General features: G+C 57.6%; 1 protein-coding gene. It reads right to left on the bottom strand.

All coding sequences use genetic code 11. The features are described from left to right. Positions 1-151: 151 nt before the first annotated feature. On the bottom strand, positions 152-568 hold the full coding sequence (locus tag J5224_RS34365) for a hotdog fold thioesterase (protein ID WP_264629308.1): 417 nt from the start codon (positions 566-568) through the stop codon (positions 152-154). Positions 569-571 lie beyond the last annotated feature (3 nt).

The raw sequence follows: 571 nt of genomic DNA, 5'->3' as shown, positions 1-571 counted from the left end.
GCTGATTTGCCACCAGCTCAGCCTTGAAGGCTGTTGGGATAAGGCCACCGCGTTTCAGACCGATTTTGTGCGGCGCGTCCCCTTTTTGCCTTGACGAGCGCAAGAATGAAAATGCGCGCCGATTGGCGCGCATTTTACCGTTACGGCGAGATTAAGGCGTCACCACTGCCGTGGTGAGACGAGAAGTGCAACACAGACGGTTACTCTCGTCGTAGATGTCAATTTGCCACACCTGATTGCGACGTCCCACGTGCAGTGCGCGACACACGCCACGCACGTGTCCTGAAGTCACTGCGCGCAGATGGTTGGCATTAATCTCCATCCCCACCACGCGCTGTTCTCCTTCGGTACACAGGTAGCCTGCAACCGAGCCGAGCGACTCCGCCAGCACCACCGATGCTCCGCCGTGCAGCAGGCCGAAGGATTGGCGCGTGCGCGCATCCACCGGCATTGTGCCTTCCAGGGTATCTTCTGCAATATGGGTAAAACGGATCCCCAGATGCTCCATCATACAGCCCAGGCTGTGCTGGTTAATCAGCTCCAGCGTAGCCGCTCTTTTCCACAACATAAC

Source organism: Candidatus Symbiopectobacterium sp. NZEC135 (genome assembly GCF_025962695.1).
This window is presented reverse-complemented; position numbering and strand designations above follow the sequence as displayed.

Coding starts and splice junctions, on each gene's coding strand:
- J5224_RS34365 (WP_264629308.1), bottom strand. CDS start 568: ATGTTGTGGAAAAGAGCGGCTACGCTGGAGCTGATTAACCAGCACAGC.